The 25,624-nt window shown below is 68.4% G+C and carries 28 protein-coding genes; 17 read left to right on the top strand and 11 right to left on the bottom strand.

Features of this window, described 5'->3' with window-relative positions; all coding sequences use genetic code 11:
• Window positions 1–111: 111 nt before the first annotated feature.
• Complete coding sequence (locus tag ACQCO7_RS27365; protein ID WP_464074292.1) at window positions 112–1,926, top strand: phosphoenolpyruvate carboxykinase (GTP); 1,815 nt, start codon at window positions 112–114, stop codon at window positions 1,924–1,926.
• 264 nt (window positions 1,927–2,190) lie between these two features.
• On the opposite strand, the gene ACQCO7_RS27370 is transcribed toward ACQCO7_RS27365, so the two are convergent.
• The 3 genes from ACQCO7_RS27370 to ACQCO7_RS27380 are packed head-to-tail and all read right to left on the bottom strand — an operon-like array spanning window position 2,191 to window position 2,796.
• Window positions 2,191–2,382 (bottom strand): hypothetical protein, encoded by a 192-nt coding sequence (locus ACQCO7_RS27370; RefSeq protein WP_464074293.1) that lies wholly within the window; start codon window positions 2,380–2,382, stop codon window positions 2,191–2,193.
• The gene (locus tag ACQCO7_RS27375; protein ID WP_464074294.1) at window positions 2,369–2,581 is read right to left on the bottom strand and encodes a hypothetical protein; all 213 of its coding nucleotides are present in this window, start codon (window positions 2,579–2,581) and stop codon (window positions 2,369–2,371) included. Before ACQCO7_RS27375 ends, ACQCO7_RS27370 begins: the two co-directional genes overlap by 14 nt.
• On the bottom strand, window positions 2,578–2,796 hold the full coding sequence (locus ACQCO7_RS27380; protein ID WP_464074295.1) for a hypothetical protein: 219 nt from the start codon (window positions 2,794–2,796) through the stop codon (window positions 2,578–2,580). The genes ACQCO7_RS27375 and ACQCO7_RS27380 overlap by 4 nt, the downstream gene beginning before the upstream one ends.
• A 115-nt stretch (window positions 2,797–2,911) precedes the next feature.
• On the opposite strand from ACQCO7_RS27380, the gene ACQCO7_RS27385 reads away from it, so the two are divergent.
• Both ACQCO7_RS27385 and ACQCO7_RS27390 read left to right on the top strand, forming a co-directional pair.
• Entirely contained in the window at window positions 2,912–3,706 is a 795-nt protein-coding gene (locus ACQCO7_RS27385) for a helix-turn-helix domain-containing protein (protein ID WP_464074296.1), read from the top strand.
• Window positions 3,699–3,914 carry a DUF397 domain-containing protein gene (locus ACQCO7_RS27390; protein ID WP_464074297.1) on the top strand — a complete coding sequence of 72 codons (216 nt, stop codon included), beginning with the start codon at window positions 3,699–3,701 and terminating at the stop codon, window positions 3,912–3,914. Before ACQCO7_RS27385 ends, ACQCO7_RS27390 begins: the two co-directional genes overlap by 8 nt.
• A 69-nt stretch (window positions 3,915–3,983) precedes the next feature.
• Here the strand turns inward: ACQCO7_RS27390 and ACQCO7_RS27395 are convergent, their stop codons facing one another.
• Both ACQCO7_RS27395 and ACQCO7_RS27400 read right to left on the bottom strand, forming a co-directional pair.
• Window positions 3,984–4,529: a GNAT family N-acetyltransferase gene (locus ACQCO7_RS27395; RefSeq protein WP_464074298.1), complete on the bottom strand. Its 546-nt coding sequence runs from the start codon at window positions 4,527–4,529 to the stop codon at window positions 3,984–3,986.
• The gene (locus tag ACQCO7_RS27400) at window positions 4,520–5,710 is read right to left on the bottom strand and encodes an XRE family transcriptional regulator (RefSeq protein WP_464074299.1); all 1,191 of its coding nucleotides are present in this window, start codon (window positions 5,708–5,710) and stop codon (window positions 4,520–4,522) included. Before ACQCO7_RS27400 ends, ACQCO7_RS27395 begins: the two co-directional genes overlap by 10 nt.
• A 158-nt stretch (window positions 5,711–5,868) precedes the next feature.
• Between ACQCO7_RS27400 and ACQCO7_RS27405 the strand changes: the two genes are divergently transcribed.
• From ACQCO7_RS27405 to ACQCO7_RS27415, 3 genes are all read left to right on the top strand, one after another.
• Window positions 5,869–6,210 carry a hypothetical protein gene (locus ACQCO7_RS27405; protein WP_464074300.1) on the top strand — a complete coding sequence of 114 codons (342 nt, stop codon included), beginning with the start codon at window positions 5,869–5,871 and terminating at the stop codon, window positions 6,208–6,210.
• A gap of 149 nt (window positions 6,211–6,359) precedes the next feature.
• Window positions 6,360–6,608 (top strand): DUF397 domain-containing protein, encoded by a 249-nt coding sequence (locus ACQCO7_RS27410; protein WP_464074301.1) that lies wholly within the window; start codon window positions 6,360–6,362, stop codon window positions 6,606–6,608.
• A gap of 589 nt (window positions 6,609–7,197) precedes the next feature.
• A complete protein-coding gene (locus tag ACQCO7_RS27415) occupies window positions 7,198–8,112 on the top strand; it encodes a JmjC domain-containing protein (RefSeq protein WP_464074302.1) in 915 nt (304 codons plus the stop codon).
• Between the two features lie 574 nt (window positions 8,113–8,686).
• On the opposite strand, the gene ACQCO7_RS27420 is transcribed toward ACQCO7_RS27415, so the two are convergent.
• Both ACQCO7_RS27420 and ACQCO7_RS27425 read right to left on the bottom strand, forming a co-directional pair.
• A complete protein-coding gene (locus tag ACQCO7_RS27420) occupies window positions 8,687–9,085 on the bottom strand; it encodes an SCO4983 family protein (RefSeq protein WP_464074303.1) in 399 nt (132 codons plus the stop codon).
• A 97-nt stretch (window positions 9,086–9,182) separates the two neighbouring features.
• A complete protein-coding gene (locus ACQCO7_RS27425) occupies window positions 9,183–10,394 on the bottom strand; it encodes a pyridoxal phosphate-dependent aminotransferase (RefSeq protein WP_464074304.1) in 1,212 nt (403 codons plus the stop codon).
• Between the two features lie 167 nt (window positions 10,395–10,561).
• Between ACQCO7_RS27425 and ACQCO7_RS27430 the strand changes: the two genes are divergently transcribed.
• Window positions 10,562–11,449, top strand: coding sequence for a S1 family peptidase (locus ACQCO7_RS27430; RefSeq protein ID WP_464074305.1), 888 nt, complete (start codon window positions 10,562–10,564; stop codon window positions 11,447–11,449).
• Window positions 11,450–11,510: 61 nt separating this feature from the next.
• Here ACQCO7_RS27430 and ACQCO7_RS27435 read toward each other — a convergent pair whose 3' ends face one another.
• Window positions 11,511–12,800 carry a type III PLP-dependent enzyme domain-containing protein gene (locus ACQCO7_RS27435; protein ID WP_464074306.1) on the bottom strand — a complete coding sequence of 430 codons (1,290 nt, stop codon included), beginning with the start codon at window positions 12,798–12,800 and terminating at the stop codon, window positions 11,511–11,513.
• Window positions 12,801–12,878: 78 nt separating this feature from the next.
• Between ACQCO7_RS27435 and ACQCO7_RS27440 the strand changes: the two genes are divergently transcribed.
• A complete protein-coding gene (locus tag ACQCO7_RS27440) occupies window positions 12,879–13,493 on the top strand; it encodes a hypothetical protein (RefSeq protein ID WP_464074307.1) in 615 nt (204 codons plus the stop codon).
• Here the strand turns inward: ACQCO7_RS27440 and ACQCO7_RS27445 are convergent.
• The gene (locus tag ACQCO7_RS27445) at window positions 13,490–14,842 is read right to left on the bottom strand and encodes a M14 family metallopeptidase (protein ID WP_464074308.1); all 1,353 of its coding nucleotides are present in this window, start codon (window positions 14,840–14,842) and stop codon (window positions 13,490–13,492) included. The two genes, ACQCO7_RS27440 and ACQCO7_RS27445, sit on opposite strands and share 4 nt — an antisense overlap.
• A 197-nt stretch (window positions 14,843–15,039) precedes the next feature.
• Between ACQCO7_RS27445 and ACQCO7_RS27450 the strand changes: the two genes are divergently transcribed.
• A complete protein-coding gene (locus ACQCO7_RS27450) occupies window positions 15,040–16,353 on the top strand; it encodes an Nramp family divalent metal transporter (RefSeq protein ID WP_464074309.1) in 1,314 nt (437 codons plus the stop codon).
• Between the two features lie 24 nt (window positions 16,354–16,377).
• Here ACQCO7_RS27450 and ACQCO7_RS27455 read toward each other — a convergent pair whose 3' ends face one another.
• Together ACQCO7_RS27455 and ACQCO7_RS27460 are read right to left on the bottom strand one after the other, a co-directional pair.
• A complete protein-coding gene (locus tag ACQCO7_RS27455) occupies window positions 16,378–17,568 on the bottom strand; it encodes a hypothetical protein (protein ID WP_464074310.1) in 1,191 nt (396 codons plus the stop codon).
• Window positions 17,569–17,618: 50 nt separating this feature from the next.
• Complete coding sequence (locus ACQCO7_RS27460; protein WP_464074311.1) at window positions 17,619–18,128, bottom strand: SigE family RNA polymerase sigma factor; 510 nt, start codon at window positions 18,126–18,128, stop codon at window positions 17,619–17,621.
• A gap of 226 nt (window positions 18,129–18,354) precedes the next feature.
• On the opposite strand from ACQCO7_RS27460, the gene ACQCO7_RS27465 reads away from it, so the two are divergent.
• From ACQCO7_RS27465 to ACQCO7_RS27500, 8 genes are all read left to right on the top strand, one after another.
• On the top strand, window positions 18,355–19,302 hold the full coding sequence (locus ACQCO7_RS27465; RefSeq protein WP_464074312.1) for a hypothetical protein: 948 nt from the start codon (window positions 18,355–18,357) through the stop codon (window positions 19,300–19,302).
• Between the two features lie 46 nt (window positions 19,303–19,348).
• Window positions 19,349–20,056 (top strand): Flp pilus assembly protein CpaB, encoded by a 708-nt coding sequence (cpaB, locus tag ACQCO7_RS27470; RefSeq protein ID WP_464074313.1) that lies wholly within the window; start codon window positions 19,349–19,351, stop codon window positions 20,054–20,056.
• A gap of 10 nt (window positions 20,057–20,066) precedes the next feature.
• Window positions 20,067–21,311 carry an AAA family ATPase gene (locus ACQCO7_RS27475; RefSeq protein WP_464074314.1) on the top strand — a complete coding sequence of 415 codons (1,245 nt, stop codon included), beginning with the start codon at window positions 20,067–20,069 and terminating at the stop codon, window positions 21,309–21,311.
• A gap of 413 nt (window positions 21,312–21,724) precedes the next feature.
• Complete coding sequence (locus ACQCO7_RS27480; RefSeq protein ID WP_464077301.1) at window positions 21,725–22,054, top strand: pilus assembly protein; 330 nt, start codon at window positions 21,725–21,727, stop codon at window positions 22,052–22,054.
• A 1-nt stretch (window position 22,055) separates the two neighbouring features.
• Window positions 22,056–22,427 (top strand): TadE/TadG family type IV pilus assembly protein, encoded by a 372-nt coding sequence (locus ACQCO7_RS27485; protein ID WP_464074315.1) that lies wholly within the window; start codon window positions 22,056–22,058, stop codon window positions 22,425–22,427.
• Window positions 22,424–23,761 carry a CpaF family protein gene (locus ACQCO7_RS27490; protein ID WP_464074316.1) on the top strand — a complete coding sequence of 446 codons (1,338 nt, stop codon included), beginning with the start codon at window positions 22,424–22,426 and terminating at the stop codon, window positions 23,759–23,761. The genes ACQCO7_RS27485 and ACQCO7_RS27490 overlap by 4 nt, the downstream gene beginning before the upstream one ends.
• A gap of 11 nt (window positions 23,762–23,772) precedes the next feature.
• Window positions 23,773–24,717 (top strand): type II secretion system F family protein, encoded by a 945-nt coding sequence (locus tag ACQCO7_RS27495; protein ID WP_464074317.1) that lies wholly within the window; start codon window positions 23,773–23,775, stop codon window positions 24,715–24,717.
• Window positions 24,718–24,733: 16 nt separating this feature from the next.
• Complete coding sequence (locus ACQCO7_RS27500; protein WP_464074318.1) at window positions 24,734–25,621, top strand: DUF5936 domain-containing protein; 888 nt, start codon at window positions 24,734–24,736, stop codon at window positions 25,619–25,621.
• Window positions 25,622–25,624: the final 3 nt, after the last annotated feature.

A 25,624-nucleotide genomic window follows, 5' to 3' on the forward strand; every position in this document is an offset into this window, starting at 1 on the left:
GGATGATCAAATGAGTGCGGACGGCACCGGATGAGCGCCCTTCAGTGAAGCGTCCGGGTCGTGGCCCCCACGGGGCAACAAACAAAAACCCTCGTCCCAGTAGGAGCAATCGTGGCGCGCGACATCGCGGCTCCCCCCACCCCTCACCAGGAGCTGGCCTCCTGGGTGAACGAGATCGCCGAACTGACCCAGCCGGACAGCGTCGTCTGGTGTGACGGATCCGAAGCCGAGTACGACCGACTTTGTGCGGAGTTGGTCGACAAGGGCACGTTCAAGCGGCTCGACCCGATCAAGCGGCCGAACTCCTACTACGCCGCCTCCGACCCGACCGATGTCGCGCGGGTCGAGGACCGGACGTTCATCTGCTCCGAGAAGGAGGAGGACGCCGGTCCCACCAACCACTGGAAGGCCCCCGCCGAGATGCGGGAGATCTTCACGGGTGAGCAGGGTGTCTTCCGGGGCTCCATGCGCGGCCGGACCATGTACGTCGTCCCGTTCTGCATGGGACCGCTGGGCTCCAAGCTCTCCGCGATCGGCGTCGAGATCACGGACTCCGCGTACGTCGCCGTGTCGATGCGGACGATGACGCGCATGGGGCAGGCGGTTCTGGACGAGCTGGGGACCGACGGGAAGTTCGTGCGTGCCGTGCACACGCTCGGCGCTCCCCTCGCAGCCGGCCAGGCCGACGTCCCCTGGCCCTGCAACTCCACCAAGTACATCTCCCACTTCCCCGAGACCCGCGAGATCTGGTCGTACGGCTCCGGGTACGGCGGCAACGCGCTGCTCGGCAAGAAGTGCTACGCCCTGCGCATCGCCTCCGTCATGGCCCGCGACGAGGGCTGGCTCGCCGAGCACATGCTCATCCTGAAACTGACCCCGCCGCAGGGCGAGGCCAAGTACGTCGCCGCCGCGTTCCCGTCCGCCTGCGGGAAGACGAACCTGGCGATGCTGGAGCCCACCGTCTCCGGGTGGACCGTCGAGACCATCGGCGACGACATCGCGTGGATGCGGTTCGGGGAGGACGGGCGGCTGTACGCCATCAACCCCGAGGCCGGGTTCTTCGGTGTCGCGCCCGGCACGGGTGAGCACACCAACGCGAACGCGATGAAGACGCTGTGGGGCAACTCCGTCTTCACGAACGTGGCGCTGACGGACGACGGTGACATCTGGTGGGAGGGGATGACCGAGGAGACCCCCGGTCACCTCACCGACTGGAAGGGCAACGACTGGACGCCGTCCTCCGACGCGCCGGCCGCCCACCCCAACGCCCGGTTCACCGTCCCCGCCTCGCAGTGCCCGATCATCGCGCCCGAGTGGGAGGACCCGCGCGGCGTCCCGATCTCCGCGATCCTCTTCGGCGGGCGGCGCGCCTCCGCCGTACCGCTGGTGACCGAGTCCTTCGACTGGAACCACGGTGTCTTCCTCGGCGCGAACGTCGCCTCCGAGAAGACCGCCGCCGCCGAGGGCAAGGTCGGTGAGCTGCGCCGCGACCCCTTCGCGATGCTGCCGTTCTGCGGCTACAACATGGGCGACTACATGGCCCACTGGATCGACGTCGCCAAGGACAAGGACGCGGACAAGCTCCCCAAGATCTACTACGTCAACTGGTTCCGCAAGGACGACGCGGGACGGTTCGTCTGGCCCGGCTTCGGTGAGAACTCCCGTGTCCTGAAGTGGATCGTGGAGCGCCTGGACGGCAAGGCGGAGGGGGTGAAGACCCCGATCGGCATCCTCCCGACGAAGGCGTCCCTGGACACGAAGGGCCTCGAACTCGCCGACTCCGACCTGGAGTTCCTCCTCACGGTGGACAAGGAGATCTGGCGCGAGGAGGCGTCGCTGGTCCCGGCCCACCTCAACACCTTCGGCGACCACACGCCGAAGGAACTCTGGGACGAGTACGAGGCGTTGGTGTCCCGCCTCTCGTAACCCCCTGTACTCCGCGGCCGGTTCACCGATCAGTCCCTGACCAGACGCGTCGTCACGAACCGGCCGCGGTACTTACCGGCGAGGCCCTGTACAACGGCGTACGGGGCCGGGCCCACCATCCCTTCCGTCAGCCCCGACGGATGTGGGTGGTGGGCCTTCGTCATGTCCGGGCGCCGGTTCAGGTCGTCACTCCGGCGACGATCCACGCGACGGTGACGACCCACATGAGTGCCGCGAGGACGACCACGACGGTGCACACGGCCCTCATGCGAGCCTCAGCTCGGACGGCGGGGCATCCCATTCGACGCCGCCGCCCTCGGGGCGGACGTACGCCATGAGCTGTGAACGGCGGTAGGCGGGAGGCTGGTCGGGGTTCTCTTGCTTGATCAAGGCCATGAGGGTGCCGGTGCGTCGGCCGTCGGTGACGGTCTTCCCGATGTGCTCAGTGGTGACCACGGGTCGCCTCCCGCGCGCAGTCGGGGCAGTTCTCGTAGGGGCAGGGGGTGTAGGCCGGAGTGGGAAGTTCGACCTTCCCCGTCGCGGGGTCGAGGGTGCCGCCGTACTCGGTCCGCCAGTCGGACTCTTCGGTGCCGTCGAGGAGTTGGACGAGTCGGGGTTCGCCCAGGGCGGTCACGCGGGCGTTCAGGGGCCTCACTTCGGCTCCCCGGGGTGCGTGTTCGTGACGTGCATCTTCCAGAGGACGGCGGCGTCGCTCGCGGCGGAGGGGTCGTGGTTCTCGTTCGGGGCGCCGTCCTTCGTCTTCGTGGCCATGTGCCGGAACCACTTGTCGACGAACACCTTGCAGTCGTCGCACTCGTCGATGATTTCGGGCTTGATGAATTCCTGGGGGTACGGCGTACTGTTGTTCATCGCCGTTGATCTCCTGGTGGTCGGGGTTTCCTCCTCTTCAGGGAACGACCCGTTCCGGGGCCTGCGCTACTGGCATCCTCGTTACAACCACACTGGGACAAGGGGGAGTTAGGCCATGGCCACGACTTACGGCGAGTGGTTGAAGGAAGCGCGGACCGCCAAGGGGTGGACTCAGCAGGAGTTGGCGGATGCGGCGATCATGTCCCGTTCGCACATTGCTGCGATCGAGAACGGGACTCGCCATCCCAGCGAAGAGGATGCCAAGAGGCTTGACCTGGCGCTGGGTACGGGGAATGTGCTGGCTACTTTCCGGCCGGGAAAGAAAGGTGACGTCCCCGACTGGTTCGAGCGTGCGCGCGAGTTGGAGCAACAGGCGACGACCATTCGGGAATTCGGGCTGTCGTACGTCCCTGGCTTCTTGCAGACCGAGGCATATGCCACGGCCGTCATCGGCACGGGGTACCCCCGGAAGAGCGAAGAGAAGCGTCACAAGGCCGTTGTGACACGGCTTGAGCGGGCCAAGTTGCTGAAGGACCCGACGACTCCGGAAGTATGGGCGCTGCTGGATGAGGCGGTCATCAGGCGTCCCTTTGGCGGACCCAAGGTCATGGCAGATCAGCTGGCCCACGTCGTGGCGCTTGTCGAGTGCGAGAGGATCAGGGTCAACGTGCTGCCGTTCACTGCCAGTTCGCACCCGTTGCTGGACGGACTGACAACGCTGATGTGGTTCGTGGATCAGCCACCCATCGCGTACACCGAGGGCATGCGTACGGGAACGGTGCATGACTCCCCCTCTATGGTTGAGGAGATCCAGGGAGCCTACGATCTTGCCTTGAGTGAAGCCCAACCGCTCCAGCAGTCACTAGCCCTGTTGAGGGCAGCAGAGAAGGAATACCGGCAACATGGCTGAGCAGCGCATAACGGACACGTCCACCCTGAGCGGTTGGCGTAAGTCTTCGTACAGCGGAGCGCAAGGGGGGAGCTGCGTCGAGGTCCTGGACGGCTACACGGCTGCCGTACCCGTCCGGGACAGCAAGAACCTCACCGGCCCGGCCCTGATCGTCCCGGCGGGCGGCTGGACCTCGTTCCTGGCGGCCGTCAAGCGCGGGCAGCTCTGACAAGCACCCAAGACCGTGGCAGCAGAAGACCTCCGCAAGTTCAGTGCGGGGGTCTTCCGGCTGTCCGGGCTAGTTCAACCAACCGGGGAGATGCCGCACCTGGGCAGTCGGCCTGAGCTTCCGAACCATGATCGCGTACAGCGGTGAGTCGTCATGCGACTTCGACTCGCCCACTTTGGTGTAGCCCCAACGCTCGTACATGGCCTGCACTCGGGGGTGTTCCGCTTCGACCTGGAGCGAGGCCAGGTCGGCAGTCACCCCGTTGAGCAGCGTGTCGTGGATTTTCTGCGCTCGGCCTGTGCCGCGCCATTTGGGGGTCACCATCAGTTCGGACAGGGCGAACACAGAGCCCCTGAGGTCGGAAGGGCGTTTGTGTCCCAACCACCAACTGGTCGGCTTGAACATCGCGCCATATGCGTAGCCGACCGGTTCATCGTCCTCCCAGCCCATGATGCATCGCCAGTCCTCTTTGGACGACCAGCGATCAAGGAAGTAGGTGAAGCGCTCCCGTGAGTGAAACGGGTTGGGGTCGTCCGCATACACCTCGTCATGGATGTCCAGCAACAGTGTGCGCATGTCCTGAGCGTCGCGGTGCCTGTAGCGCTTCAGATCCATTGGGCGGACTCCTCGATCCAGTCGGTGACCTCGGGAGCCATCGAACCAGACGCTATGAGGCGCTTTCGTGTCATGGCCAGAGTCCTGGCTGTGCGTTGCGAACCGCCGGGCAAAGGCAGCAGCGCGCACGCTTGACGGCTCGTCGCGCAAGCAAGCTCAAGCTCCCCTTGGTTGACCTGCGCGGCTGACAAGTGAGCGGTGTACAGCGCGCGATTCCTCACCATTTCGACCGAAAGGGAAGAAAGTGTGCGATGTAAGTGATACTCGGCCTTTCTGTGATCTTTCAATGCGGTCCATGTAAAAGCTGACAGTGCGTCGAACTCGCTGCGGTCGTAGAACCTGATCCACTCGGGACGCTGCTGGTCAGTAGCGCGTTCAAAGGCCCGCTCGGCATCTCCGAGCGCACGCATGGCTTCTGATGGCCGGTGTGTGCGGGCCAGTCCGTTGGCATTTCGGATGTGTCCGAGCGAGGCGTATAGAGGGTCTCGCCGAGAGATCGACGACCGCTTCATGACCTCGGCGCCGGCCACGGCTTCGGCGTGATTCTCACTCTGGCTGGAGGTGAGGAAGAGGTGGTTCCAGACGTGGTACATCACCTCGCTGTTCCGAGACAGGCCGGCGAAGGTCAGGGCCTTGTCCACATGCGCGCGTGCCCGCTGCGGTGCACGGCCGTCGATCGAGGCGAAGGCCGCAGTGCTGAGTACTTCTGCGGCGAGCTGATGAAGCATGTCCCGTACACGGGTTGAGGCGGTGGCCAGGACCAGGGAGGACTGGATTCGGGAGGCCAACTCCGTGGCAAGGCTCTCCACCTGACGCGGGCCTCGCCCCGCGTCATCGTGCCGAAGAATGGCCACGTAGTCCTGATGCAGGCGGCGGACATCGTTGACGCCGAGTTGCCCACGGTTGGTGGAGCCCGAGGCCGCAACAGCACTGCTCTTCTTGCGGGCCGTGAACCCCAGGTCCTCGGCGGTGGCAGAGAGAACCTGTTCCAGAGATCGCCTGATGCGTTCCTGCGGCCATTTCGTGGCACCGCGTCGCCACCGCCGCACATCGGCATCGGTGACGTTTCCTGGCCTCCCGGTCAGAAGTTCGATCTCGATGTTGACCTGACGCGCCAACTCGGCTTGCTTAAAGCCAAGTTCCGCCATCCGGGCTTCGAGCTTCAAGTTCACCTCTGGCATACGTTCACGATAGTTCCGAGCGACTACAGAGCCACGGGCGAAGGCAAAATTCACCGGTGCCACGTGAGGGCGTGCCCTTGTGTTTCACCTGTTCCGGTGGCCGTTGCTGCCGTTGACTGAGTACTCCTCCCAGTCAGCGCACGGCACGAGGTGATGAGATGTCGGAGCCCACGCCCCAGGTCGTAGAACGTCCTGGTGGACCGTCGAGCAACCGCTCCCAGGACGCCTACGAGGAGCTTCGGGAACTGCTTCGGCGGATCGAGGTGTTCCCTTCCGGAATGCGTGTGGACTGGGCCACCGAAGGACGGGAGGCACCTGTCGTCGTCGGTGCTCTCAGCGTCGTAGACGTCTTGAGGATCAACCGAGCCCTGAAGCGGGCGTTCACAGGTGAGGTCGGGGAGAGGGACAACCTGATCCGTGCTCGTATGGCGCAGCTCAATCGGGACCGTCGAGCAACCCCACCGCCGACGTGCCTGGAGTCTGAGGAGGCGGGTTTGTGATCGGTTCTGTTCCGGGGTCACTTCGCTAACAGAATCTCTGCCCCTGCCCGACATATCCGAAGAGAAGCTTCTTCCGGCGACCGGGAGGGTCAGTAAGCGCACAACAAAGCGGAGTTCGCCCTCCGCGTATCAACGCACTTGGAGGAAGTATGCCCCTGAACACCCCGGACCTCTACAGGCTGTCCATCAAGGAGGCTGAGTTCACGGCTTACTGCGGCGGAAACCTGGGCGGTGACAACGAGACGTGCGTGACGGTCGCCACCATCCCCGGCGTGACCGAGGCGTTCGTCATCCGCGACAACAAGCCCGGCGCCACCAACGTTGACCTGCGGTTCACCGGCTCCGAGATGGACACGTGGGCCATCAAGTGGGTGCGGGAGCGCGGCCTGACCGTCTGACCTGGCCGTCCCCTCAGACAGCACCACGACCGCCCCCGAAACCTTGGGGGCGGTCCCCAGCCCCTGCGGAGATCGAACATGAGTTGGCCTGGTGGACAGCCCGGACACTGGCATGGGTTCGCCTGGTCGGGAAGCCCGGCTCGGTACTTTCGAGAAGGCCACCGGCGGCCTCCGCACCCTGACGCACCCGAATTCGGAGTTCCGCACCACGAGAGTTACCGTGAGGCCGCCTTGGAGTTCGCGAACTCCAACCTTCCGCCTCTGATTCTGGGCCATTGGTTGATGAAGCGAGGGCAAGCGGCGGCCGACCGTACTTGGACTGATGTAGATGACGTTCTGGGCTGGCTGAAGCGGAATTATCTAGACAATCCGCCGTTTGTGAGAGAAGACGGAAAGCGAGCCTATCTTTCGCCGGAAGAGAAAATCGTGCATGCCTCCGACGCCCTGTCCAGAGGAACGGACATCGCTTGGGTGTACTACACCCCGTCTCAGAATATTCAGTCACTTCACGTCGTGTGCTGTCCGCACCGGATTTTTCCCGATGTGGCTTGCCCTTTCCCTCCGCACCTTCCCGACTGAGGAGATCGGTATGTCCTTGCGTCATCTGCTTCCTGAAGGCGGAGTTATCGAACTTCTGGAGTCGTGGCCTGACGAGCCCCGTTTGTACGAGCGCGGGACGACCGAGCTGGATCAGTACGTTGACGAAGACTTCTTCGAAACCTGGGCGTTCAATGGGTGTGTGCCGGCGGTTGAGGTAGCCGTTATGAACCACGGGGCCAACCCCCCTATGTCAGTCATCAACCCTCTGGGGTTCATGACTGGCGGGCGGACGGACGGCAGCAAGCTGAGGGCGTACCACGAGCGGGGATTCACGATCCGCCTGGGCAATCTTCAGAGGGTCGTTCCTGCCCTTAACAGCATCTCCCGGAAAATCCAGCAAGAGACTGGGTACTCGAACTACCTCCACGCATTTCTGACGCCTCCCGGTGGCCAGGGGCTAAGCCATCACTGGGACCAGCAGATGGCCGTCATCGTGCAGATTTCAGGGACGAAGACCTGGGAACTATGGCTGCCCAAGTGCAAGAGTCCCATGAGGCTCCATCTGGAATCGCCACGCGTTTGGCAGGAGAGCTGGAGGGCGGAGTGGGAGGCCAGGGGACCGGACCTGGTGTATGAGTTGCAGCCTGGGCAAAGCCTCTTGCTTCCCCGAGGATGGGTTCACAACCCTCATTCCAAGGATGCGACCGAGGACAGTATCCACTTGACCTTCGCCATCCGAGAGCGAACCCCATATTGGCTTGCGGAACAGCTCTTGGGGCGGGTGATCGAGTCTGAATATTTCCGTAGGGTTATTCTCCCGAGAGAAATCCACGGAACCGGACTCGCGTGCGAGGTCGACGAAACGCGAAGGGCGCTGATCAGCTACTTGGAAGGCGTCAGCCCGGAAGGAATGGCTTCCGTGATGCGTGAAGCCGCTCTTTCGGACCTGGAGTATACGACGTGAGAGAAAAGAGGTAGTGCTCCCATCGGGGGCCATATGGTCACGGCTTCCCGGCTGGGCAAAGCTGATGTGGTTCGAGGGTCAGCCACCCGTCGCGTACACGGAGGGCCTGCGTACCGGCAAGGTGCGTTACTCCCCTGACGCAGTCGAGGAGGTCCGGGGTGCCTACGACGTTGTCCTGAGCGAAGCCAGACCGCTGCGGGAGTCCGTGGCCATGCTGAAGGCGGCGACGGAGGGATTCAGGCAACGCGGCTGAGCAGTGCATAGCGGACGCGTCCACCTTGAGCGGTTGGCGCAAGTCCTCGTACAGCGGGCCACAGGACGGCTGGACCTTGTTCCTGGCGGCCGTCAAGCACGGACAGCTCTGGCAGAGTCGGAAAGTCGTCGGGGTCGTCTTGCAGGGGCGTGGGGCGTGGGGCTGTGTCGATGTGCGGCTCCCCTGCGCGGGGCGACCAGCCGCATCCCACCCACACCCGACACACAACCCCCCGGCGTACAAAAAAGTGGCACCCGGTCCGCGCGTCGCTGCGGGTGCGCGCGGACCGGGGCCGATCGGGGGTGGACCCCGTGGGGGGAACTAGTGGACGGCGAGGGCCGCCGTGTGGGCGTCCATCCGCTGCGCCGCCAGGATCGCGGACGTCGTGTCCGCGCGGGACGCGGCCACCAGCAGGGCGCGCCCGGCGAGGGCGTGGGCCCGTCGGTGCAGCGACACAGTCGAGTGGCTCGCGGCGTCCGCGTACGAACGCAGCGGGACCCGGCCGCCACGCAGCCGCGTGACCTGGTGGGCCAGGCTGTGCGCCGCCTTCTCCAGGTCCGGCGTCGAGGACTGGGCCCGGAGTTCGTCGGTCACGGCGAGCAGCGCGGAGAGGTGGCCCGCGAGCTGGATGTCCAGCTCTTCCTCACGCGTGCGGTACGGGACGTCGGAGGCGTGCACAGGCGTGCTGTGGACCGACTTCGTACGGATCGGCTCGTACATGAGGATGGCCTCCTGTGCTCTGACAGGAAACCATCCTAGCTTGGATTCTGTCTAAAGTTGGCGGCACTACAGAATTGACGCCCCTCGTCACCGACGGTCAGTGCTGGGCGTACCCGTCGAGGAAACGCCCGATCCGGGTGACCGCGTCCTTCAGGTCGGCGGCCGTCGGGAGCGTCACCACGCGGAAGTGGTCCGGCTCGGGCCAGTTGAAGCCGCTGCCCTGGACGACCATGATCTTCTCCTGGCGCAGCAGGTCGAGGACCATCCGCCGGTCGTCCTTGATCCTGTAGACCTGCGGATCGAGGCGGGGGAAGAGGTAGAGCGCCCCCTTGGGGCGGACGCAGGTGACGCCGGGGATCTGCGTCAACAGCTCATACGCCGTGTCCATCTGTTCCTTGAGGCGCCCGCCGGGGAGGACGAGGTCGTTGATGGACTGCCGTCCGCTGAGCGCGGCGACGACACCGTGCTGCCCCGGCATGTTCGCGCACAGCCGCATGTTCGCGAGGATCGTGAGGCCCTCGATGTAGGAGTCCGCGTGCGCGCGGGGCCCGGAGATGGACATCCACCCGACCCGGTACCCGGCGACGCGGTACGCCTTGGACATGCCGTTGAACGTGAGCGTGAGGAGATCGGGCGCGACGGCGGCGGTCGCCGTGTGCGTGGCGTCGTCGTACAGGATCTTGTCGTAGATCTCGTCGGAGCAGACGAGGAGGTTGTGGCGGCGGGCGATGTCGGTGAGGCCCCGGAGCATCTCCTCGTCGTACACCGCGCCCGTCGGGTTGTTCGGGTTGATGATGACGAGCGCCTTGGTGCGGTCGGTGACCTTGCGCTCGATGTCGGCGAGGTCGGGCATCCAGTCGGACTGCTCGTCGCAGCGGTAGTGGACGGCGGTGCCGCCGGACAGGGAGACGGCGGCCGTCCAGAGGGGGTAGTCCGGGGCGGGTACGAGGACCTCGTCGCCGTCGTCGAGAAGGCCCTGCATCGCCATGACGATCAGCTCGGAGACGCCGTTGCCGACGAAGACGTGCTCGACGTCGGTCTCGATGCCGAGGGTCTGGTTGTGCATGACGACCGCGCGCCGGGCGGCCAGCAGCCCCTTCGCGTCGCCGTAGCCGTGGGCCGTGGAGACGTTGCGGAGGATGTCCTCCAGGATCTCCGGCGGGCACTCGAAGCCGAACGCGGCCGGGTTGCCGGTGTTGAGCTTGAGGATGCGGTGACCTGCCGCCTCCAGCCGCATTGCCTCTTCGAGGACCGGGCCCCGGATCTCGTAACAGACATTGGCGAGCTTTGTGGACTGGATCACCTGCATGCCAGGGAGCTTACGGCCCGGTCACCGGGGTAGGGACGTGTTTTGCGCCACGTGGGGGTCAAAGAGGCCCGGCCGAAAACAAGTGCTTGTTCCCAGCGGTATGGATGTTGATTATGTGCATGACAAACATCTAGCCAGCAGCATCCAGTCACAGAGGGGACCCCCACATGAGAAAGCCTCTCGTCGCCGCGTTCTTCGCCCTGGCCCTGGCCGGGGTGGGCGCGGCACCCGCCGTCGCCGCGCCGGACGCGTCGGCCGCGACCGTAGGGAAGATCGCCACGGCGCCGGCCGCCACCCAGGCCGAAGCGGCTCCCGCGCTGAAGGCCGTCACCCTCGCCGGGACCGTCGCGCTCAGCAACTGTTCCGGTTCGGTGATCCGCTTCCCGAACTCGCTCGACACGGACCCGGCGCTGGTCATGTCCAACGGCCACTGCCTCACCGCCGGGTTCCTCGACCCGGGCGAGGTCGTCGTCAACCAGGCGTCCAGCCGGACCTTCGGCCTGCTCAACTCGGCGGGCACGCAGGTCGCGACGCTGCGCGCCAGCAAGATCGCGTACGCGACGATGACCGACACGGACGTGTCGATCTACCAGCTGACCAGCACGTACGCGACGATCCGCAACAACTACGGGATCGCGCCGCTCACCGTCCAGAACACGCACCCGACCGTCGGTACGGCGATCACGGTGGCCTCCGGGTACTGGAAGCGGCTCTACAGCTGCAACGTCGACGGCTTCGTGTACCGGCTGAAGGAGGGCGACTGGACCTGGAAGGACTCGCTCCGCTACACCTCCGCCTGCCAGACCATCGGCGGCACCTCCGGCTCCCCGGTCGTCGACCAGGCCACCGGCAACGTCGTCGCCGTCAACAACACGGGCAACGAGGACGGCGCGCAGTGCACCGTCAACAACCCGTGCGAGGTCACCGAGTCCGGCACGGTGACGGTCCGCAAGGGCATCAACTACGCGCAGGAGACGTACCAGATACCGGCCTGCTTCACGACCGGCAACCAGCTCAACCTGAACGCGAGCGGCTGCATCCTGCCGAAGCCGTAACGGAGTTCGTGTGCGGGGGCCCGTCCCACGGGACTGTGACGGGCCGCCCCGCGACACAGGTTCAGAAAAACGTCCGTACGTATTCGGCCACCGCGCCGTCCGCCTCCACCACCGGGATCAGCGGCCACTTCTCGAACGTCGTGCACGGATGCGACAGCCCGAGCCCGACCCAGTCACCGACCTCCAGATCCACGCCGGGTCCGGTTTCCAGCCAGGCGTGCTGATCGGAGAGCGCGGTCACCGAAACGCCGTCCGCCGTACGCTCGTCGCCCCCGCGCCGGACCACCTCGACGACCGGCAGCCCGAGGTCGTACGCCACGTCCCGTTTGCCCGCGTTGATGAACGCCTGGTGCGCGGTGGGCCTCGACACCACCTGCGCCCACAGCCTGAACGCCGGTTCCAGGGACCCCTCTTCGGGGACGCGGTTGAAGGGCGTGTGGTCGCGGTAGTGCAGGTGGTCGTGCGTGACGTACGCCCCCGAGCGCAGCAACTTCAGTACGGGCGCCGAGAGTTCGGGCATCTCCGCGAGGACGTCCGTCACCGCGTCGAACCACTCGCTGCCGCCCGCGCTGACGACGATCTCCGGCCCAGCGAACCGCCCCTCGCGGTCGAAGTCGACGGCCAGCGCGACGAGTTGGCGGGTCCAGTCGCGGACGGCGTCCGCCGAGGCGTCCGGCACCTGAGCCTCGTACCCCGCCACGCCGACGAGTTGGAGCGTGCGCGTCTTGGAGACCGCGTCGGCGACGACGGAAGCCTCCGGCGCCGTGCGTACCCCCGTGCGCCCCTCGGGGCCCGCCGCGAGTTCGACGACGACCTCCAACGGGCGTACCGCGCCCGCCTCTTGGAGCGCCGCGTCCATCAGCTCGACGCCGCGTACGGAGTCGACGTAGCAGATGTGGCGGAAAGCGGGGTCGGCGTCCTGTTCGGCGGCGAGCCAGCGGAGGGACGCCGGGTCCACCAGTTCGTTGGCCAGGAAGATGCGGGAGACGCCGAACTCCCTTGCCACGCGGACCTGGTGGGGCATCGCGAGGGCGATGCCCCAGGCGCCGTGGGCGAGTTGGCGGTGGAAGAGGGCCGGGGCCATCGTCGTCTTGCCGTGCGGGGCGAAGGCGAGGTGGTGGCGGGCCGTGTACGACTCCAGGAGCGCGAGGTTGTGGGCCAGGCGCTCGGCGGAGAGGGTGAGGACCGGGGTGGGGAAGCTGTCCGTGAAGAGGTTGCGGCGTTCGGCGGTCAGCTCGGCGACCGTACGGCCGTCGGCGTCCGGCGGTAGGCCCTTGAAGCGGTGGTCGAGGCGCTCGGCCGCGAGGCCGGCGAGGGCCTCCGGGGCGCCGGACGTACGGGACAAGGTCACTCCAGGTCGCGGCTCTGTCGTATAACGAAGTCGGGGCCGACTGTGTGCGGCACAGGATCTTCGACCATACTGCCCGCTGTGGAGCAGCGCATAGGACCGAGCAGCAAGCCCCTGGAAGGCGCCGGGTTCGACCCGGCCTTCATCCCCGGGCTCACCTCGCCCGTGGCGGCGAAGCCCTCCGGGGAGACGGCAGAGGAACCCGAGGACGCGAAGCCCTCGCCGGAAGCGGCTTCGGAGGAGGCCGCGAAGCCTTCGGGGGAGGCCGCCGTGAAGGGGGCCGCCCTGGAGGAGGCCGACGCCGAGGAGGCCCCCGGTGAGGAGTCTTCCGGCGAAGAGGAGGAGGCGCCCGCCGACGGCCCCGTCTTCGAGGCGGCCGACCGCCGCGCCTCCTTCGTCGCCGACCACAAGGGTGTCCGCCTCGCCCTCGACGACCAGAACTGCGAGTTCCGGTGGGACGAGATCGGCGCGGTCGAGACGGAGACGACCCGTTTCGGCAAGCGGTTCACGATCACCGTCCACACGCCCGACCGCCGCTGGTACCCGATCGAGATCGAGGCCAAGTCCCGTTCCGTGTTCCCCGGTTGGGAGCGCGAACTGGACGCCGTCCTCGACGCGTACTTCGAGGACGACGCCCAGCAGAAGGAAGAGCCGAAGGAAGAGCCGGAGGAGTCAGCGGCGGAGACCGACGACTAGCAGTACTGCGCCTGCTTGCCGATCGACCGGTACATGCAGTCGGAGTTCTCCAGCAGTTGCAGCACCGCGTCCCGGTTGCGCGACGTCTCCCGCTCGATCACCTCGTCGGGCGGGTAGAAGCCGCCGCCGGACGAGGACGACGGGTACATCTCGAAGGTGAACGAGAAGATCTTGTGCGTCCCCCAGAGGTAGTCGTCGATCGACCCGTCGGTGATGTACAGGTCGCTCGACTGCTCCGGGGTGTACCCGTTGCTCGCGGCCATCTTCTGCCCGACGGCCTTGAACGCCGCGTTGTCGTCGGCGGTCATGCCGGTCGCGGTGTCGGAGGTCGTGTACCCGAACGGCCACAGCACGAGCTGGCTGTACGTGTGGAAGTCGATGTTCGTCTTGATCTGCTGCACCCCGCCGACGACCCGGCTGCGGACGAAGTCGGCGACGACCTTCACCTCGGGCGCGGACTCGGCGGCCGTGCCCCGATACGTCTCGGAGGACGTCGACCCCGAGGAGCCGCCGCAGCAGCCCCAGCGGTAGTTCCAGTTCCGGTTGAGGTCCGTACCGACCGCGCTGGAACCGGAGTTGGGCTGCCGGTTCTTGCGCCACGAGCGGTACGAGCCGGTGGCGATGTCGTACTCGCCGCCGTCCGGGTTGAGGTCGGGGACGATCCAGATCTCGCGCCCGTTGACCATGTTGGTGATCCGTGAGTCGGTGCCGTACCCGGCGCCGAGTTCGCGGATCAGGTAGAGCGCCATCTCGACGGTGAGGTGCTCGCGCGCGTGCTGGTGGTGCGTGAACAGCACCTCGGGCTCGGCCTCGTCGGTGGCGACGTTGTCGCTGATCTTGATCGCGTAGATGTCCCGGCCCTGGTACGACGTGCCGATGACGCGCTTGCTCATGATGCCCGGGTAGGCCGCGAGCCGCTGGTCGATCTCCGCGTTCATCTCGGCGTAGTTGTGGTACCGCGAGTCCGCCGAGGGGAAGTCGAACAGCCGCATCTCGTCCTCGGCGAGCCGGTCCGGCGCGGCGCCGAGCGGGGTCACCTCGTACCCGGCGGCCTTGAGCTGCTTGATCTGGTCGCTGTGGCCCGATACGACGACGGCCTCGGAGTCCACCTCGTCGATGCTGACCCCGGCCCGCATGATCGCGGTGCGTACGGGCGCGGTGTTGTTGTGGACGTGGATCTCGTACTGCCGGATGTCGTCCGAGGCGGGGGCGGCCTTGGCGGCGCTGTCCGCCGAGGCGCTGGTCACCGACGCCGAGACGGGGGCGGCGAGCGTCAGGGCGAGGAGTGTGGCGAGGGCGGCGGTGCGTCTGCCTGATCGGGGGTTCGAGCCGCGGATGCGAAGGCGCATGAGGTCTCCTTGTGTCTCCAGTCCGTCCGGATTGTCCGGAGGGGTGGGGGTGGAGCAGGGGAGCTTTGCTGTGTACGGACTGTGCGGCGTGTCGCTCATGGTCGGGGGTGTGGCATGAGCAGGTCAAGAGCGCCTCATGGAAGGGCTTTGCGCGCGCCCCCTTGCCGTATACGAGACTTTGCGCATCCTTGACGTTCATGGCGGACACCACGGGAAACCCCACGACCCTCGCCCCCTCCACCCCCGTTCCCCGCAAGGCCAGTTGGCGCCACATCGGACCCGGCGTCGTCGTCGCGGCGACCGGTGTCGGCGCCGGTGACCTGGTCGCGACCCTCATCGCGGGCAGCAACTTCGGCTACACGCTCCTCTGGGCGGCGGTGATCGGCTGCCTGGTGAAGATCTCCCTCGCCGAGGCCGCCGGACGCTGGCACCTCTCCACCGGCCGCACCCTCTTCGACGGCTGGGCGAGTCTCGGCCGCTGGACCCTCTGGTTCTTCGGCGTGTACGCCGTGATCTGGGGGTTCGTGTACGGCGCGGCGGCGATGTCGTCCAGCGCGCTGCCGCTCCAGGCGCTGTTCCCGGACGTGATGGACCTCAAGTGGTGGGCCGTCGCCTGCGGTCTCTCCGGGCTCGTCTTCGTCTGGTTCAACAAGTACGCGGTGTTCGAGAAGGTCATGACGGTGCTGGTCGGCGTGATGTTCGTCGTCACCGTCTACCTGGCGATCCGGGTGACCCCCAACATCCCCGACGCCGTCGCCGGGTTGCTCCCGGTCCTGCCCGACGAGAAGGACTCGGTCCTCAACACGCTCGGCCTGATCGGCGGGGTCGGCGGGACCATCACCCTTGCGGCGTACGGGTATTGGGTCAACGCGAAGGGGTGGACCGACTCCGGGTGGATGAAGGTCATGCGGCTGGACAACCGGGTCGCGTACGCCACGACCGGCATCTTCGTCGTCGCGATGCTGTTCGTCGGGGCGGAGCTGCTGCACTCCGCGAACATCGCCATCGCCAGCGGTGACAAGGGACTTGTCCAGCTGAGCGACATCCTGGAGGCCGAGTACGGCTCCGCCACCGCCACGTTCTTCCTCATCGGGTTCTTCGCGACGTCGTTCACCTCGCTGATCGGCGTCTGGCACGGGGTGAGCCTGATGTTCGCGGACTTCGTCTCCCGGGTCAGGGGTGTCGGCGACTCGACCGCCGAGGACATCGCGTCCGGCGCCCGCGAGCGGTCGTGGCCGTTCCGCGCGTACCTGCTCTGGCTGACGTTCCCCCCGATCGTCCTGCTGTTCCAGGGCCAGCCGTTCCGGCTGATCATCCTGTACGGGGTGCTGGGCGCCGCGTTCCTGCCGTTCCTCGCGCTGACCCTGATCTGGCTGCTCAACTCCCGCCGTACGCCCGCCGAGTGGCGCAACGGGTGGCTCAGCAACGGGATGCTGGTGGTGGCCGGGGTGCTGTTCGTGGTGCTGTGCGCGAAGCAGGTGTGGGACCAGCCGTGGTCGGAGTTCTTCTGATCGGAGTTCTTCTGAGGGGTGTGATCAACTCCCGCCCTGCTGAAGCCACTTCGGGCTGAGCGCGATCGACCGCAGCTCCTTGGTGGACAGCGCCGGGGTGGTGCGGGTCGCCGGGGTCTGCTGGGTGGCCGCGTTGAAGGCGCTGATCACGACGCGGAAGCCGTCCGTGCGCAGGGTGTCGACCGTCCACATCACGACGCCCGGACCGCCCTTCTCGCCGGGGCCCTCGTGGGTGGCCACGAGGGTGCCGTCGGGGAGGGTCTCGGCGCCGGAGCCGAACAAGTCGTCCTTCACGTCGGCCATGTCGGGCTGGACGTTGATCTGGACGTAGCTCTGTCCCTTGCCGTCGTCGACGACGACGTACGCGAACTCGGGGTCGCCGTCGGGGCTCTTGGTGACGACCTTGAGGTGCTTGGGGAGCAGCGAGGCGAGGGTCTTGCCGACGGTTCCGGTCCGGGCGGGGGGAGTTGAGGGGGCGGGTGCCTCGGGGGTGCTGCCCGCTGTGAGCGCGCGCAGTTCCGCCGAGGACACGAGCTTCGTCAACTGGGCGGGGGAGAGCGGGGGATAGGCCCGGGTGACGTTCTCGCCCTTCTCCGCCGGGGCGTTCCACTCCATCAGGGTCACGTACTTGCCGTCCGGGGTGGCGAGGTCCGCGTACCAGAGCCGCGTCTCCTTGAGGCGGTTCGGGTACTCGTACCCCTGGAAGACGGTGACCTTGGAGCCGTCCGCGAGGCGCCGCGTCGTGCACGTGTCGGCGGGGACCAGGACCGGGTCCGGGCAGCCGTCGGTGCCACGCGAGGAGGAGGGGCCGACGGAGAGGGAGAGCGCGGCGGCGCCCTTGCCGTCGTCGAAGACGCCGGAGACGCTGGAGCCGCTGTCCTGGCCGACGGTGAACGTGCCTTTCGGCAGCAGCTTCTTGAGGATCTCCGTGATGTCCGGGGAGGTGGGGTTCGACGCCGGTGCCGATGCCGCCGGCGTACCCGTGCCGACGTCCCGGGGGGTGTCGCCCGGTGAGGTCAGGAGGGCGCCGCCGACGCCCAGCGCCGCCACCCCGGCCACGCTGCCGCCGATCACCGCGAACCGCTGCCGCAGACGCCGGGTACGGCCCCGGCGGACGCCGCCCTCGACGAGTTCCGTGCGGTCGGTGGTGAACGTGTCGCCGGTCTCGCGGAGGGTCTCGGCGAGGTGCCGCTCGAAGGGGTCGTACTCGGGCATGGTGAACCGCCTTGTCGGTCAATGGAGTTGAATGTCAGAACTTCGGCACTTCAGGGCCGCGCGTACTCGCCGATCCCCTCGCCGAGCAGCTCCCGCAGCCGCCGCAGCGCACGCGTGCTGCGGCTGCGGACGGCGGACGACGTCGTGTGCAGCGCGTGCGCGGTCTCCTCGATCGAGCGGTCCTCCCAGTAGCGCAGGACGACGACCGCGCGGTCCTTGGGGGAGAGCCGGGCCAGCGCTTGCAGCAGCGTCAGCCGCAGCGGCGCGTCCGCCTCCTCGGCGGCCGGCAGGTCGGGGAACGCGTCCGTCGCGCGCTCACCGCTGCTGCGGCGGCGCCGGTGCGTGAGGAAGACGCGGGTGAGGACGGTCTGTGCGTACGCCGCCGGGTTCTCGGCCTTCGAGACGCGCCCCCAGCGGACGTAGATCTTCCCCAGCGCCTCCTGCACGAGGTCCTCGGCCAGGTACGTGTCCCCGGCCGTCATCAGACACGCCGACCGGTACAGCTGCCCGGCGCGCGCCGCGGCGAACTCCGCGTACTCGTCCGCCCGCGACTGTCTCATCCGTATCCCCCCGCTGTACCGGCGCCCTCTGCCCCTGTCGACGCGGTGGCCCCCGGGAAATGTTTCAAGGAAGGCGCGCACTCCGCTTGTGGAGGGTACGTGGAGGTGAGTTGCGGCGGTTTGGGGGCAGTTGGCCGGTGGCGCTCCGGAGAAGAGTTCGTTACCGGCTCACGAAAGCTGTTCTCCCCGTGGTGAGGCGTGGATACAGTGCTGAGGTAGTCACGCAATGAAGTCATCCCGGTGCACCGGAGTAACGCCGGTGTGCCGGATCGCGGGAATCGGGGAGCTGCGCGTGCCAACTGCCATTGCGGTGACCGGTGCGGGCCTCGCGCTGCCGGCGCAGGACGAGCGGACGGTGCCCGCCGTCGTGCTGGAGGGCATCGAACGCCAGCCGCTGGAACAGGCCGTGGCCACGGTGCAGAGCGCCGTGGAGAGTTACGGCCATCTCGTCGTCGTCTGTTCCAAGGCCGCCCCCGCCGCCGTCGTCCAACGGCTGTACACGGTCCGCTCGTTGCTGGAGAGCGACCGCATCGCCATCCTCCAGCCCGACCTCCCGCCCCTCGGTCTCGCCGTGCTGGCCCGCCAGTTGAGGCAGCTCGCCTCCTGCGACCTGAGCCCCGGCGTCCTGGCCTCCGCAGGGCGGCTCCTCACCCACTACATCCACGCCGGCGCCCTGCTCGGCTCCGTCGCCCGCCTGGACCACGTACCGGTCACCCTCACCTCGCACGCCCGCTCCTGGGTCCCCGGCAGCCAGTTCGCCGTCCTCGCCCACCCCCAGCCGCAGTTGGTGAAGGCCGGGCCCGGAGTCACCGTCCCCGGGCCCGAGTTCGGTACGTGGCTGCTGCTCGCCAAGGGGCAGCTCCCGTCGGAGTGGGTGACCGAGACCCTCGCCCCGGCCTGGCGCGCGCAGGGCCTGCGCGAGACCCCGCTGCCCGCCGAGTCCGCCGTGTGGTGGGGGACCGGCAAGCTCGTCGAGTTCTGCGCTTATCTGCCGGATCTGTCGGTGCTGTACCAACTCGTCACCTCCGTACGGCAGTCGGTGTGCCACTGGTGCGGTGTCGACGTCATCGGCGACCGCTGCGTGTTCTGCTCCGCCACCCCGCCCCCCGTCCCCGCCGAACCGGTCCGCGCGCTCACCACGGGCGGCCCCCGCCACGCGCTCCCGGCCGGCTAGCCCGCCCGTCCGCTGGACCCGATCCCCCAACGAGGTTGCACGGCTCATGAACTCCCGTCAGCGCCGCGGCGTGATCCTTCTGCTCCTGTCGGTCCTGTGCGCCCTCGGCGCGTTCGCCGGCGTGCTGTCCGTCGTCGACGACGTCAAGTCGAAGGTCGGGCCCGAGGTCGCCGCGTACCAGGTCAAGAGTGACGTGGCGCCCTACACCGCCCTGTCCGCCGGGCAGTTCGAGAAGATCTCGATGCCGAAGCGGTGGCTGTCGGACAACGCCGTCACCGACCTCGCCGCGATCCGCGGCAAGATCGCCGTCACGACCCTCAAGGCCGGCTCCCTCCTCCAGAGCGACATGGTCGTCGACCAGCCCGCGCTGCGGCCCGGCGAGCAGGAGGTCGCCATCATGATCGACGCGGCGACCGGCGTCGCCGGGAAGATCACGGCGGGCGCGTCCGTCAACGTGTACGCCACCTTCGAGGGCGCCCGCGACGCCGACCCGGACGTCTCGAAGATCATCGTCACCAACGCGCGCGTCCTGGACGTCGGCAAGCTCACGGCCCTCGAACCCGACCGCGACGAGCGCGCCACCGGCCCCACCCAGGCGGTGCCGATCACCTTCGCCCTCTCCACGCTGGACGCCCAGCGCATCACGTACGCCGAGTCGTTCGCGAAGCGGGTCCGGCTCGCGCTGGTCGCGCCCGGCACCGGCACGGCCGTCCCGGAGAAGGACCGCACCTACCAGCTCGCCACGGACAAGTGAGAGGCCGACCATGCCCACGAGGATCCTCCCGGCCGTCGGCGACGCGGACGCGGTCCGCTCCCTCGTCTCCCTGCTGAGCCAGCTGCCCGACGCGGAACCGGTCCCGCCGGTCACCGACTCCACCCAACTCGTCGACACGCTCGCCCGGTTGGCCGCCGAGTCCGTCGACGAGCTGCCCGAGGTCGTCGTCGTCCACGAACGCATCGGCCCCGTACCGGCGCTGGAACTCGTCCGCGAAGTCGCCCTGCGCTTCCCGGCGGTCGGCGTCATCCTCGTCACCACCGACGCGAGTCCCGGCCTCTTCTCCGCCGCGATGGACTCCGGCGCGCGCGGCCTCATCACCTTCCCCCTCGCCTACGACGACCTCGCGACCCGCGTCCAGGCCGTCGCCCAGTGGTCGACCGGCGTGCGGCGCCATCTCGGCGGCTCCACCGACGTGTTCACCGGCCCCGGCGGCACGGTCGTCACGGTCAGTGGCGCGAAGGGGGGCGTCGGCACGACCCTCACGGCGATCCAACTCGCCCTCGCGGCCCAGGCGTCGGGCCGTACGACCGCCCTGTGCGACCTGGACCTCCAGACCGGCGACGTCGCCTCCTACCTGGACGTCCAGTTCCGCCGCTCGGTGGTCGACCTCGCGGCCATCACCGACATCTCCCCCCGCATCCTCGCGGAGGCCGTCTTCCGCCACGACACGGGCGTGGACCTCCTGCTGGCCCCCGGCGACGGGGAGCGGGGCGAGGAGGTCACGGACCGGGCGGCCCGGCACATCGTCGGTGCGCTGCGCGCCCGCTACGAGGTGGTGGTGGTCGACTGCGGCGCACAGCTGAGCGGCGCGAGCGCGGCGGCGGTGGAAACGGCGGACACGGCCCTGCTGGTCACGACCCCCGACGTCGTGGCCGTCCGAGGCGCCAAACGCACCGTCCGCATGTGGGACCGCCTCCAGATCCGCAAGGCGGAGGAGACGACGGTGGTGGTCAACCGCCACTCCCGCGCGACGGAGATCCAACCGGCCCTGATCCAAAAAATCACCGGAACGGCCTTGGCGGCAACGGCAGTTCCGGCGCATTTCAAGGAGCTACAGGCGGCCGTCGACTCGGGCCGTCTGCACGCCCTGGACCCCAAGGGCTCGGTACGCCAGGCCCTTTGGGCCCTCGCGGGCGAACTCGGCCTCGCCAAAGCCTCGGAGGCCCCGCAGGGACGCCGGGCGCGCGGCGGGGACCGGGGGTCGGCGGGACTGCGGCGGCGGAAGGAGTGAGCGCGATGAGACACCGGGTGATCGGCGGGGCGGAGCGCGGACCCTTCGCCGAGGGCTGGCGCGGGCTCGTCGGCGTGACGGGGCGCGCGTCTGCCGGCGGGGCCGGGCGCGGGTTTCCCGGCGCGGCGTGGCGCGGATCCGGCGGGGCGGGCGGACGCGGGCTCGCCGGGCGGATCAGGCGCTGGCTCACCAGCGCGGCGGGGCGTGGGTCTGTCGGTGCGGCGAGCGTCTTGAGGCACCGCCCCTACAGGTTCACCGGTGCGCCGGGCCGTGTGCTGACCGGCGTGGCGGGACGCCGCCCCACGCGCCCGCAGCAGCACCGGTCCGCCGCCTCCTCGCGTCACCCGGTCGCCGCCCCTCCGCCACGCCGCCTCACCGGCGACCGGGGCCAGGTCGCCGTCGAGTTCACCGGCATGCTTCCCGTCATCCTCGTCACGCTCATAGCCATCTGGCAGTGCGTGCTGGTGGGTTACACGTACACGCTCGCCGGGAACGCCGCCGATGCGGCCGTGCGGGCGGGGACGGTCGTGGGTCCGGGGGCGCGGGTGGGGGCGTGCCAGGAGGCGGGGACCGAGGATCTGCCGGGGGCGTGGCAAGGGGGAGCGCAGGTGGACTGCGGGGGGTCCGGGTTCGTCACCGCGACCGTCAAGCTTCAAGTGCCCGTGCTCTTCCCGGGAGTTCTGTCCCTGCCCTTCGAAGTCACCGGGCGCGCGGGGGCCGTCGAGGAATGGCACGGGCCCTGACATGAGGAAGCACCGTGGAGACCGGGGGCAAGTCGCCATCGAGTACCTGGGGTTCCTGCCGATCCTGCTGCTCGTCGGGATGGCCGTCGTCCAGCTGGGGATCATCGCGTACGCGGGACAGCAGGCCGGTACGGCGGCGCGGGCCGGGGCGCGGAGCGAGGCGCGGGAGGCCGGGACGGCGGGGCAGGCGTGCGGGGACGCCGTCAGTAGCTGGCTCGCGGACGGGACCAGCTGCGTCGCCACGAACCTCGGGACCGACGTCCGGGTCACCTCCTCCGTCGACATCCCGTCCGTGTTCTTCGGGTGGGGCGACTTCGGCCCCGCGCAGCGGACCGCGACCATGCCGAACGACCAGCGAACGGAGTCCCCATGAGCCTCAGGGCACGGATCAACACGCCCGAGGAGAACGGCAGTCGGGGCGAGGACGGCCACCTGGTCGCGACGTACCGCGCGAAGCTCCTGGAGGAGATCGACCTCGCGGAGATGACGTCGCTCGCGGCGGCCGAACGCCGCGCACGGCTCGAACGCGTCCTCGGCCACATCATCAGCCGCGAGGGCCCGGTCCTGTCGACGTCCGAACGCGCCAGGCTGATCAGGCGAGTCGTGGACGAGGCCCTGGGCCTCGGCATCCTGGAACCGCTCCTCGAAGACGCCTCGATCACCGAGATCATGGTCAACGGCCCGGACGCGATATTCGTCGAACGCGGCGGCCGGGTCGAGCAGTTGCCGCTGCGGTTCGCCTCCGCCGACCAGCTGATGCAGACCATCGAACGCATCGTCTCCACGGTCAACCGCCGCGTGGACGAGTCGAATCCGATGGTCGACGCCCGCCTCCCCTCCGGCGAGCGCGTCAACGTCATCATCCCGCCGCTCTCCCTCACCGGCCCGATCCTCACGATCCGCCGCTTCCCCCGCTCCTTCACCCTCCACGAACTCGTCGGCTTCACCTCCCTCGACGAGCACATGCTGTTCCTGCTCGCGGGCCTCGTGCAGGCCAAGTTCAACGTGATCGTCTCGGGCGCGACCGGCACCGGCAAGACGACCCTCCTCAACGCCCTGTCCGGACTGATCCCCGAGGGCGAGCGGATCATCACCATCGAGGACTCGGCGGAACTCCAGCTCCAGCAACAGCACGTCGTACGGCTGGAGTCGAGGCCGCCGAACGTCGAGGGCAAGGGCCACATCACGATCCGCGACCTGGTCCGCAACTCCCTGCGCATGCGCCCCGACCGGATCGTCGTCGGCGAGGTCCGCGGCGGCGAGTCCCTGGACATGCTCCAGGCGATGTCCACGGGCCACGACGGCTCGCTCGCCACCGTCCACGCCAACAGCGCCGAGGACGCCCTCACCCGCCTCCAGACGCTCGCCTCGATGTCCGACGTCGAAGTCCCCTTCGTCGCCCTGCACGACCAGATCAACAGCGCCGTCGACGTGATCATCCAGCTCACCCGGTTCGCCGACGGCGCCCGCCGGATCACCGAGATCGCGATCCTCGACAGCCACGGCGGCGAACCGTACCGGCTGGCCACCGCCGCCCGCTTCGACGCCCTGCCGATGTCCTCCGACGGCCGCATCCACGGCAGCTTCCGCTACTTCCCCCTCCCGCGCCGCACCGCCGACCGCCTGTACATGGCGAGCCAGCCCATCCCGCAGGCGTTCGGCGTGGCGCAGACCCCGGCCGAACTCGCGATCCGAGAAGCACGCTAGGCAGGACGACCATGGACCTCGACCAGCTCACCACGCTCACGACGGGCCTGACCGTCCTGTGCCTCACCCTGGCCGTCGCGGGCCTGCACGCGTACGCCACCGGCCGCGCCCAGCGCGCCGCCCTCGTCGACCGGCTCTCCTACACCGGCCAGTTGCCGCCGCCGGGACGCCGCCGCCGCTTCCGCGACCTCGACCGCCGCATCCGCCGCACCGGTCCGGGCCGTTCGCTGGAACGCCGCCTCGCGACGACCGGACTCGACGTCACCCCGGGCGAGTTCACCGCCTACCTGCTCGGCGCGGTCGCCGGACTCTGGCTGGTCACCCAGGCCGTCCTCGCCCCCTTCTTCGGCCCCATCGCCGGTCTCCTCGCGGTCGGTTCGGCCGTCCAGTTCCTCAACTGGCAGCGGCAGAAGCGCATCGAGCGGTTCATCAACCAACTCCCCGAACTGGCCCGCATCCTGGCCAACGCCACCCAGGCGGGCCTCGCCCTGCGCACCGCGATAGGGATGGCCGCCGAGGAGCTGGAGGCCCCCGCCGGGGAGGAACTCGCCAAGGTCGCCAACCAGTTGGCGGTCGGGCAGTCCCTGGACGACGCCCTCGGCGAACTCGCCCACCGGCTCCCCTCCCGCGAACTCGTCGTCCTCGTCACCACCTTGGTCCTCTCCAACAAGGCCGGTGGCCAAGTCGTGGGCGCCCTGCGGAACTTGACCGAGACGCTGGAGGAGCGCAAGGAGACACGGCGCGAGATCCGCACCCAGCTCTCCCAGGTGAACCTCACCGCGTACGCCGTACCCCTCCTGGGCGTCGGGTCGTTGTTCCTCATGGACGGCGTCAAGGAGGGGGCCCTGGAACGCATGACCGGCTCGCCGCTCGGCCAGGGCGCCGTCCTCATCGCCTTCGGCCTGTACGCCGTCGGCTTCGTCCTCATCCGGCGCATGTCCCGGATCGACGTCTGAGCGGGGGGAGTTGGACATGGCTCTGCTGCTCGCGCTCCTGATGGCGGCCTCCGTGTGGGGCGCCTTCACCGGCATCCGCATGTACCGCGCGGACGTCAAACTGCCCCCCGACCTCGCGCTCGCCCTGGAGGTCGGCGCGACCCGGACAGGCGCGGTGGACTCGGTGGTCGACCGCATGGGCATGCGGTACGCCCCCGCCGTCCTGCGCCTGATGGGCCCCCGCCTGGTCGCCAAGTACCGCCGCCGCATCGACCTCGCGGGCAACCCCGGCGGCCTCACCATCGACCGCTACGCCGCCCGCCGCGCCGTCTACGGCACGCTGGGAGCCGTAGGGGCCCTGATCTTCTTCCTCCGGGGCAACCCCCTCATCGCGCTGCTGATGCTCGCCTTCGGCGCCGTGTGGACCGAGGTCGGCATCTGGTCCGCGATCCGCGTCCGCAAGGACGTCATCGAACGCACCCTCCCCGACTTCCTCGACGTCCTCGCGGTCGTCGTCAGCGCGGGCCTCGGCTTCCGGCAGGCCCTCGACCGCGTCTCGACCCGCTACGAGGGCCCCTGGGCGGACGAGATCCGCATCACCCTGCGCCAGATGGACCTCGGCATGAGCCGCCGCGAAGCCTTCGCGGAACTCCGGCGCCGCAACGACTCCGAGCAGGTCGCCATGTTCGTCTCGGCGTTGCAGCAGGGCGAGGAACTCGGCGCGCCCATCGTCGACACCCTGGTCTCCATCGCCAAGGACATGCGCCGCACCGACGCCCAGAACGCCCGCCGCAAGGCCGCCCGCGCGGTCCCCCGGGCCACCCTGATGATCACCACGTTCATGGTCCCGGCGACGATGCTCCTCCTCGGCGCCGGCCTGCTGCTGGGGTCGGGCACCGACTTCGGCACGATCACGGGGAAGTAGGCG

The organism is Streptomyces saintjeani, assembly GCF_055409605.1.

Bases quoted from the DNA above. Each gene is read 5' to 3' on its own strand.
- ACQCO7_RS27485 (WP_464074315.1), top strand. From the start codon at position 22,056: ATGAGGAAGCACCGTGGAGACCGGGGGCAAGTCGCCATCGAGTACCTG.
- ACQCO7_RS27490 (WP_464074316.1), top strand. From the start codon at position 22,424: ATGAGCCTCAGGGCACGGATCAACACGCCCGAGGAGAACGGCAGTCGG.
- cpaB (WP_464074313.1), top strand. From the start codon at position 19,349: ATGAACTCCCGTCAGCGCCGCGGCGTGATCCTTCTGCTCCTGTCGGTC.
- ACQCO7_RS27395 (WP_464074298.1), bottom strand. From the start codon at position 4,529: ATGGATCTGAAGCGCTACAGGCACCGCGACGCTCAGGACATGCGCACA.
- ACQCO7_RS27385 (WP_464074296.1), top strand. From the start codon at position 2,912: ATGGCCACGACTTACGGCGAGTGGTTGAAGGAAGCGCGGACCGCCAAG.
- ACQCO7_RS27390 (WP_464074297.1), top strand. From the start codon at position 3,699: ATGGCTGAGCAGCGCATAACGGACACGTCCACCCTGAGCGGTTGGCGT.
- ACQCO7_RS27415 (WP_464074302.1), top strand. From the start codon at position 7,198: ATGTCCTTGCGTCATCTGCTTCCTGAAGGCGGAGTTATCGAACTTCTG.
- ACQCO7_RS27450 (WP_464074309.1), top strand. From the start codon at position 15,040: ATGGCGGACACCACGGGAAACCCCACGACCCTCGCCCCCTCCACCCCC.
- ACQCO7_RS27425 (WP_464074304.1), bottom strand. From the start codon at position 10,394: ATGCAGGTGATCCAGTCCACAAAGCTCGCCAATGTCTGTTACGAGATC.
- ACQCO7_RS27495 (WP_464074317.1), top strand. From the start codon at position 23,773: ATGGACCTCGACCAGCTCACCACGCTCACGACGGGCCTGACCGTCCTG.
- ACQCO7_RS27410 (WP_464074301.1), top strand. From the start codon at position 6,360: ATGCCCCTGAACACCCCGGACCTCTACAGGCTGTCCATCAAGGAGGCT.
- ACQCO7_RS27480 (WP_464077301.1), top strand. From the start codon at position 21,725: ATGCTTCCCGTCATCCTCGTCACGCTCATAGCCATCTGGCAGTGCGTG.
- ACQCO7_RS27465 (WP_464074312.1), top strand. From the start codon at position 18,355: ATGAAGTCATCCCGGTGCACCGGAGTAACGCCGGTGTGCCGGATCGCG.
- ACQCO7_RS27405 (WP_464074300.1), top strand. From the start codon at position 5,869: ATGTCGGAGCCCACGCCCCAGGTCGTAGAACGTCCTGGTGGACCGTCG.
- ACQCO7_RS27430 (WP_464074305.1), top strand. From the start codon at position 10,562: ATGAGAAAGCCTCTCGTCGCCGCGTTCTTCGCCCTGGCCCTGGCCGGG.
- ACQCO7_RS27500 (WP_464074318.1), top strand. From the start codon at position 24,734: ATGGCTCTGCTGCTCGCGCTCCTGATGGCGGCCTCCGTGTGGGGCGCC.
- ACQCO7_RS27455 (WP_464074310.1), bottom strand. From the start codon at position 17,568: ATGCCCGAGTACGACCCCTTCGAGCGGCACCTCGCCGAGACCCTCCGC.
- ACQCO7_RS27445 (WP_464074308.1), bottom strand. From the start codon at position 14,842: ATGCGCCTTCGCATCCGCGGCTCGAACCCCCGATCAGGCAGACGCACC.
- ACQCO7_RS27460 (WP_464074311.1), bottom strand. From the start codon at position 18,128: ATGAGACAGTCGCGGGCGGACGAGTACGCGGAGTTCGCCGCGGCGCGC.
- ACQCO7_RS27420 (WP_464074303.1), bottom strand. From the start codon at position 9,085: ATGTACGAGCCGATCCGTACGAAGTCGGTCCACAGCACGCCTGTGCAC.
- ACQCO7_RS27380 (WP_464074295.1), bottom strand. From the start codon at position 2,796: ATGAACAACAGTACGCCGTACCCCCAGGAATTCATCAAGCCCGAAATC.
- ACQCO7_RS27400 (WP_464074299.1), bottom strand. From the start codon at position 5,710: ATGCCAGAGGTGAACTTGAAGCTCGAAGCCCGGATGGCGGAACTTGGC.
- ACQCO7_RS27475 (WP_464074314.1), top strand. From the start codon at position 20,067: ATGCCCACGAGGATCCTCCCGGCCGTCGGCGACGCGGACGCGGTCCGC.